The 8,387-nt window shown below is 36.7% G+C and carries 5 protein-coding genes; all 5 read left to right on the plus strand.

Features of this window, described 5'->3' with window-relative positions; translation table 11 throughout:
* The first annotated feature begins 249 nt into the window (after positions 1-249).
* A complete protein-coding gene (locus ACWXW9_RS25840; RefSeq protein WP_494931753.1) occupies positions 250-2,163 on the plus strand; it encodes an ATP-dependent nuclease in 1,914 nt (637 codons plus the stop codon).
* Positions 2,153-3,916: a UvrD-helicase domain-containing protein gene (locus ACWXW9_RS25845; protein WP_494931744.1), complete on the plus strand. Its 1,764-nt coding sequence runs from the start codon at positions 2,153-2,155 to the stop codon at positions 3,914-3,916. Before ACWXW9_RS25840 ends, ACWXW9_RS25845 begins: the two co-directional genes overlap by 11 nt.
* A 280-nt stretch (positions 3,917-4,196) precedes the next feature.
* Entirely contained in the window at positions 4,197-7,718 is a 3,522-nt protein-coding gene (locus tag ACWXW9_RS25850) for a hypothetical protein (protein WP_494931745.1), read from the plus strand.
* A gap of 86 nt (positions 7,719-7,804) precedes the next feature.
* Positions 7,805-8,002, plus strand: coding sequence for a DUF5659 domain-containing protein (locus ACWXW9_RS25855; protein WP_494931746.1), 198 nt, complete (start codon positions 7,805-7,807; stop codon positions 8,000-8,002).
* A gap of 19 nt (positions 8,003-8,021) precedes the next feature.
* A partial coding sequence (locus ACWXW9_RS25860; RefSeq protein WP_494931747.1) for a hypothetical protein occupies positions 8,022-8,387 on the plus strand: 366 nt, incomplete at its 3' end.

Raw genomic sequence — 8,387 nt, forward strand, 5'->3', positions numbered from 1 at the left:
GTCCCTTACGAGCAATTCGTAACAGATGCTTTCTCTTGGGTTGAATTTCGAATTAAACAGCCATGCTACTTCACATCACAATATTTAGGGTTACGAATCATTACCTTTTTCCCCATCTCGGAAGGGGGCATAAGCTAAGAAATATATTACCTATTTTTGAATGGGAGAGATAATATGTTTTTATACTCGTTAAAGTTATGGAATTAGAGAAAGTATCCTCAGAGCCCAGAAGGTAACCCTGGGCTTGAAATATTTTTTAATGATGGTCTCAATGTGATTGTTGGTGAAAATGATTCTGGAAAAACAGCCATTATCGATGCTATAAAAGTAACTCTTGGCACGAATAGTCACGATAATATATGGGTGAACGACACTGATTTTTCCAAAGAGAGTCAGACACTAAAAGTAGAATGCACATTTAAAAATCTAACTGAGTTTGAGGAAGCTTTTTTTTTCGAATGGTTAACCATTGTGCCAAATAAATCAGAATTACGTGTGGTTCTAGAGGCAGAGCTTTATGAAGATGTAAATAAGCAAAAGAGAATTAAAAGAAGCATAAAAGCTGGACCAGAAAATCTAGAGATGGCAATAGAAGATTCTGTTCGGCAAGTTTTGAGTGCAACATATTTAAAGCCTCTCCGTGATGCTTCTTCAGAATTGAGCCCTGGTAAAAATTCTAGGGTTGCTCAAGTGGTCAAAAGCTTAAAGGATTTTGAGGATGGTAGTCAAACAACTGAAGATATTCTAGGAAAATTTTCAGAGGCTTTCGAAAATTTAAGAACTATCTTAGATGCCCCTGTATTAAGCAAAATTCAGTCAACTATTGACTCTTTTTTTGAAGAAAATAATAAGAAAATACCAACTATTCATAACAAAGAATTGACGATAGCTGAAATTTTGCGGAGACTCGAAATGAATTTAGGTGAAGTAGGAACTGGCTTAGGAAGTTCAAATTTATTATTTATGTCTGTTGAGTTATTGCTACTTAGTGAAAATTTAGTCGGCCCTAAATTAGCTCTAATTGAGGAGATAGAAGCTCATATTCATCCTCAAGCACAATTGAGAGTAATCAAGCATTTTGAAGAAGATTCAAAGAATTCTGGAATGCAATATATTTTCACTTCGCATAGTCCGTTGCTAGCAGCATCAATTAATTTGGAGAATATTATTATGATCTATAATCAAAGAGCTTTTTCAATGCGGCAAGGAGAAACAAAGCTTCAGTCCGAAGATTACGAGTTTTTAGAAAGATTTTTAGATGCTACTAAAGCTAATTTGTTCTTTGCGAGAGGAATCATATTTGTGGAGGGAGATGCAGAAAATTTATTACTCCCAGCAATTGCAGAAGCTATAAACCTGCCACTGCATCGATATGGAATATCTATTGTTAACTTGGGTAGTATTGCATTTAAACGATACTCGTCAATTTTTTTGAGGAATAACTCAAACTATGCAATGAATTTTCCAGTTGCGATCATAACGGATTTGGATTTAAAGCCAGTTGAATATTATGCTTCAGAGCCAAGTTATTTTAAAATCCCAAAGACTATAAATGAGGAAATTGCAAGTAAGTATCAGGCTTCACCCAATCCTGAATTAGAACAAGCGATTTTCATTAATCTAGATGTGGCGTTAACTAAGATTCAATCTACTTACTACAACAAAGATATTCCGAGCATAGACAAAAAGAAAGTAAAAGAAGAATTAAGAGAATACATGGTGGATAGTAGTTTAGATAATTCTATAGATTATTTTGATCAAACAGTTATGGAACGAAGGGAGAAGCTCCAACTTGATTATTTTCACGATATTGAAGCAACAAAAGTTTTTTTGTCTTCTCCTTGGACTTTGGAACATTCAATTGCTAGCAGTCAACTGAGAACAAATTTGGAGGATATTCTTTTAGACTGTAACTACTCAAGAGATGATAATAAAAAAGAACAACGTAACAGTTGGAGTGTTGACGAAAGGGTACGAGCAACTGAGGTATATAAATTTCTTCTGGAAAAAGAAATTTCAAAGACGATTGTTGCTCAGCAATTAGCAAAATGGATTATCGATAATAAACAAACAGCAGGTGAAGTCATTCGAAAAAGTATTCCACTACAATACTTAGTTCAGGCAATTGAACATGTTACTGGAGGAGTACAAAATGAACATTGACGAATCTGATTTTACTTTCGTGGAAAATCTTCTATTAAGAAATACGACATTTAATGATCAGCAAAAAGAATTTATCCGAATGTTTAAGTCAAAAACAATTATTGCTGTTCCGGGAGCTGGAAAAACAACCTCTCTGGCTGCAAAAATTATTTTGCTTCTAAAAAAACTTAGAGAAACTGGCAGTAGAGATGGAGTATGTGTAATAACTTATACAAATGTTGCTGTAAAGGAAATCAATGAAATTTTAATAATGGCTGGACTTGGCACATTATCACATCCCCATTTCATTGGAACTATTCATGAATTTTTCAACACATTTTGTGTACTACCCTACTTTAAAATGAATCTGAAATCGAACGAGTTGTTTTTTTCAGAGGATGATGAAAATGGTTCTTTATTTTATGAGAAATTTATTGCTAGTCGGCGTCCTTTCTTAATGGATAAAAAAGGGATTTTAAGAAATATTGCAAAAAGAATTATAAATAGTAATTTAATAGTAGATGATCAATACCATTATCAATTAGAAAACACTTCTAATTGGGAAGAAGAAAAATTTCTAAAGTATAAAAATGATATGCTGGCAGCAAAAATAGAAAGAAAGGAAAAGGGTTATCTTTTATATGATGATACTTTCTGGTTTTCAAAAAAGTTTTTGTCTGATCCGTACTGTGTCAAAATGATAAGGAATCGTTTTAAGTATATTTTTATAGATGAATATCAAGATACATCGTCAATAGGTATAAAACTTATTTATTCTTTATTTAATACCCAATTCAATATCCTCCAGCTTATTGGTGACCCGTATCAAACGATATATTTAAAACCTGGGCAGTTAAGCTTTAACACTGACAATCAGTTTAGATTAAATTTAACCAATCGTTTTGGCAAAGAGATTGCACAGCAACTAAATATAATTATTCCAGACGCGAAAATAGAGGTTAATACAGAAAGAAAATCCTTTAAACCTGTATTTTTAGTATATTCAGAATTGAGTGAAGTTTATCGAGCTTATAAGGAGATTATCAAAGAACACGAAGGGCATTCTGTCGAATTTAAGCATAGCAAGAATATTGATAAAGTGTTAGTTAGATATAAAAAGTGGACTCAAATATTATTAGAAGGAAGCAATTATGTAAACGATCATAGAGTAAAAATGAAAACAAAAACTCAGCAATTAAAAATGATTATTATTGATTTTTTCTGTCGAAGAATTGTTCCGGGAACTAAAAATGTAACTGAAATTAAAAGATGGATTAATAAACATGAAAAAGTGAGAGAGCTGAATTCTATATTATTATCTCTCTTGAAAAGTGGAACGTCTGTGGAAGCAAAGAATAACCTACGAAATTGGATCAATGAACGTTTAAAAGAAAGAGAGTTAAGCAGTATTAATATAAATAATTCACTATTTACCCTAATTGACGTAGAGTTGACCATAAAAGATAATTTAGAAAATATAAATACTAATCCATCCTCGGACTTCTATACTATTCATTCAGTTAAGGGGGAAACACTACGATCTGCTTTAATAGTTAATCTTAAGGACGGACGTTTGACTGATATCTTGCTTCATAAAAATAATTTGATTACTGATGCAAATTATAACGATACTGAGGTACATCTTTTGTATGTGGCGATGAGTAGAGTCACACATCTATTGGTGTATGCTGTTCATGAAACTGAGTATATGGAAAAAGTGCACGGAAAGTTATCAGATTGGGAAATAAGGTGGGCTGGTACTCAAAGTCTTTGATTGGTGCTATTTTGTAGTATAAAGTTGCAAACTCTATAGGATATTTCGTGAAATCACTCTCTCTATGAAAAAAGTTCAAATCTTAAATATTTGGTTTTAAAAAAAGTATGAGATATTATAATTCAACTTGCTTCATCTACATTATAGACAGCCGAGGGGGCATCACTCTCGGTTTTTCTTGTTTCCCTCAAGTCCCGGTCTTTTAAACTAAACATATTTGTTATATTATAAACGAGAACGATTGTTCTGTTTTTTACAGTATAAATATCGGAGGATTCGCATGATCAAAAAAAGACAGTACCACTTATGGCAATATCAACTTGGCGATGTAACAGAACGAAACGGACAATTTTCGTTGGTCTACACTTTAGCAGATGCAAAGCAAGCAAGTGAAACCTTTATGTATTACATTTTATACGAGAAAATAATGAACAAGAAATTCGATGCTACAGTAGAGTACATAACCAATCAAGATACTTCCAACCTAAAATCCAATAATAGCAAGCCGATCAGAAAAAAGAAGAATCTCCTCCCAATCATGACCATCGAGACTGGACGTGGACGTAGTGAAGAGGACAACGACAAACTCAAACGTTTACTGGAAAAGGGCTTTACCGCCATTTATACAAAGTCAAACGGTCAAGAGATTGCTCGGCATACCTATGTATTTTTGGACAATGTTCTTTCCGGCGCTCAGAACAAAGAATGTCGCCAGCTATTTGTACTGGAGAAATATGCTGAAGCATTGAAAGCACATGTTTCCCTTAGAACTGAACCGACCAAGTGTACCGTATCTAAAAACTTGACGCGCAATGCCCTAATGACGACAGATGTGTATCTCTGCCCTGTAGATATGAAGCAGCTAACCATCTGTATTCTCCCCGACAAAGAAATAACCATAACGGAAGATGTAGAGATGATTCTCCCATATCATCGTACACCCGAAGAAGAGGACATGTACAATAAGCTTCAAGCCTATATGGAAGAAGAAAAACATTATGAAAAGCAACGTCAAAAAATCAACCAAAAGGTCAAGGAACATAAATTCGAACTTCCTATCGCACCTAACGATAGAGACCAATACAAAACGACTGGTCGCTGGGAAAGAGAGAATAACAGACGGGTATGCTTAGAGCATCTCAGTAAGCCTGTATGGAAAGTCGAAAAGAAAGATGGCGTTTCGGTTCCCGTATGGACAATCGACCAGACTGAGCCGTATGAGAAAAAAGAACTCCCCATCACACCATGGTCAACGGGCTTGCAATTAGCTGAAGTAAAAAATCATACGGTTATGGAAAATGTGTTTGATGGTATGGGCTTGGTCTCAAAAGAGTTAGGACAGCAAATGGAGCGTTTCCTAGAGGTAGACTATACGATTACAGGTTATCAATTACGCTTGCCAGCAATCAAAGGCTTTTTTCCTTGTGTAGATTTTCATGGATATTTCCGTAAGCATAACGTGAAGCGGATTCAGGATATATTCGGAACGTGGCATGATGCAGACAAGATCGATATCTTGACCACCGAGTCTACCTTTAAAGCGAAGCTGCAAGTGGTCGGAGAAAAGCTAGACGGTTCAGAGGAGAAAGCCTGGTTATTTCCCTCGATAGCAGCATACCAGTCTAAATTGATCAAGTATGGCTATGATGCGATTGGCATCTCCAATATTGCCAAGCCAGTGCATGAACAATACCGGAAATCATCATATCAGTTATTACTGGCACTTGATCTGCAAGCCAGAGATGTCGTTTGCTTATCCCATGTGCAGGGTGATCTCATATATCAGGCATTAAGCATCTATCGCAAAGAGGAGCTGGATTGGGAAGATCTCCGCTATTTGCAAGCATTTTTGCACTTGGTGTATCGGGAAAATTCAGATAATGGAATTGGTAAACAGTGTAGTGATGCCATTCATGCTCTACACCTTAATAAAAAATTGGCATTCGATCATAAAGTAAGGCAAACGATCAAGGAAGTAATCGATCATAAAATAGATGAAATGGGCTTGGGGAAGTTTTATGTTGAAGCCAAGTATCTGTATGTGACACAAGATATTTTAGCATTTTTGTCTTACGCTGCGGCAGCGGATCATCATACTTGGGAATATACAGGGTTTTTGTCTGCCAAGCAGAGTTACTGTGGCGGTGCGATATTAGGTCAGAATCTGTTTGCGAGAAATCCGATCATGTCCTTCAGTGAAATCACGCGAACCACATTCGTGGATTATGAAGGTGAGGATGCTGAGTTTATTCGTCATATCGACAATATTGTGCAGCTTCCTTTGGGGACCGAGCCAGATCGTCTTGGCGGCGCAGACAGGGACGGCGATGAACTACTGGTTTTGTCTACAGAATTAAATTTGGTCGAGACTCAGATTGAATACCTTCAGCAGTACAATTTTAAGGTTAATAACGAAAAAAGTGAACACCACGGTAAAAATCGGCTTGACCTGTTGAATGAGAATATTCAGCAGCATTTTGCGGAACGTTTTCCCGCTCAGGCTAAAGTATCACTGGCAGACTATGTGATCGATTCACTGGTACAAGTCAACGATGCAGATAAATCCACCGCTCCTTCACAGGATTGGAACAAGGCAAATGTTATTGATTTTATTATTCGCTCTGAAGATAAAACGGGTGAAATCACCGATATTAATACAACGATTGAAAATATCGCTAACGCGAAGGATAGGTTATTGCAATACAAGTTTCCGATTGCGATCATGAAGCATTTACAAGCCCTATGTATAGATGCTTCCAAATCGGGTCTGTTCGACCAAGTTGTCATTCCAGATGTAATTCAGCATCGGTATGGAACATTGAAGCCACAATTTACATTTTTCAAAGACGGAAAAACCTACAACAAGGATCGTGAGCACATCTCGGCCTTAGATCTGCTTGCTAATTCCATGTTTTCGTTTAAGAAATATGTAAACCAAATCATGCTGGAGGATACAGATCGAAAAATTAGAAAGCATCAGTTTGAGAATGTCTATCAGTATTTTCAAAATCGTGACTTGGATATAGTTTGTGTGGATCAAGCGATTGATGCGTTAAATGCAACCTATAAAGCGTTTTTGCAAAGAAATAAAGAGCTAACGCAAGAGAAGCAAAGCCTGAATCCATTCGCATCAGACGAGAAGCAGAAGCGATTGCGAAAAGAAGTGGATGCCAAATTTGCAGAGCTATATCGGGAAACGAAAGCAGCAGCAGAACACATATGTGATTGTCCTTCTCTACTTGCTACGGCTGCTGTGCGGAAGACTTACGTTGACTCCAAAGCGAAAAATTCGAATGAAAATTATTCTTTCTGCTGGGTGGTCGCTAGTGAAGGAATGCTGCAAAATGTACAGCTTTATTATGAGGATAAAGATAAAGTTTATATCCAGCAGGCAAAAGAGAGCGATAAATATACCTTTGAGTGGTTAGGCCATAACTATACCACAGTGATGAAACGAGAAGCCTACACATTACAATGGCCTGAAGGCAAAGATATGAGTATCCCTGACATGTACCTTAAACGACAGGATGCGAAGCTCGAAGATCTCATCGACTATAAAATTTCCTTGGTAAGCAGCGAAAAGAGGACATGGAATCCCAAAGAAGTAGCTGAGAAAATAATGGGGCAAACGTATACCCTGTTCGATGACCGAGGATGGCTTGGCGTGGCTGAAGGATTGAGTATTGCTCGCAAAGCAGGAGATTCCATCTTCAATTGCTATATAAACAAGTCGATAACCATTAAACAGATTATAAAGACAACGAACGCTTCTATCATTTGCCAGGCAGACTTTCGAGCATAACCATGCGGCTTGTCAGCCGGTAGAGAGGGATGTGGGAGAATTCACCTTTCACATTCCAATCACTTATTTAGATGAGGAGGTCAAATATGGAAAGCCATACCATTGTCATTACCCAGTCTCGGATGGCAGGATGGTTGATGTTTAATCGGTTTCATAAAATGGATGAAAAAGTAGATTTAAAGGATTCCAATCGGAAAGTATTTATATTCAAGTATTCACCTCCATTGAGGAAAGCCATGGAGCAATATAACGAATTTAAACAGGTAGTCGATAACATCTATTAATAAGGGGGATCATAACAATATGACAACAGCTTTAGAGAAGCACGATGATAAACACAAGTATTATACCGACCAATTCACCATTAACGGAAAACGAGTGGATGTACGAAAAAATAGCAATAGCAAACAAGTAGAAGCATGGATAGATGGTATGTGGAAGCCGATTACCAAGGAAGATGTGGATAAGCAGTATCGGATACAGTTTGAATATTCTCCCTATGAGTTAGAGTTTTCGTATAATGGTGGCAAAACATGGTGGACATACACGGACGAAAAATATATGACCGATTCGGAACGAGCTTATTTCAAGAAGGAGATCGCGTTTTTTGAGAATTGGGAACTTGAACAACGGATTGCAGAGGAAGAACGGAAAGCGAATGATCCTGAG

It is taken from the genome of Paenibacillus sp. LT-B23 (assembly GCF_059417685.1).